This window comes from Shewanella sp. CAL98-MNA-CIBAN-0140, assembly GCF_040309905.1.
GTDB lineage: Bacteria > Pseudomonadota > Gammaproteobacteria > Enterobacterales > Shewanellaceae > Shewanella > Shewanella psychromarinicola.
The window spans coordinates 1-274 of record NZ_JBEOPI010000153.1 but is presented as its reverse complement, the minus strand read 5'-3'; the positions used below and the strand labels follow the sequence as shown (position 1 = coordinate 274).

At 46.4% G+C, this 274-nt stretch carries 1 protein-coding gene; it reads right to left on the bottom strand.

Features of this window, described 5'->3' with window-relative positions; genetic code table 11:
* Positions 1-274 (bottom strand): type 1 glutamine amidotransferase family protein (locus AAEY93_RS20550; RefSeq protein ID WP_502959571.1); only part of this gene is annotated, 274 nt, incomplete at both ends.

Here is a 274-nt window from a genome sequence, read left to right as displayed (position 1 = left end):
CGTAAGCATCGGTGAACCAATCTAATGCTGAGCTATCTTCTGCAAGCTTTTTGGCTTGATCCGGCATAATGATACTGACTACCGCATCAAACAATACTGAAGGGCCACCAGCCAAACGCTCGTCGGCTTGGATACGTGTGCCGTCATCCAACTCTACTTCTTTGTTAGGAGCAACGATTTTTACCATGCCGCCCTCTTTATTGACCGCTTCTTCAAACTTCTGAATTTCGCTATGCTTTGACCCTTTAGCTACTAGAATACCGACTAAGCGACC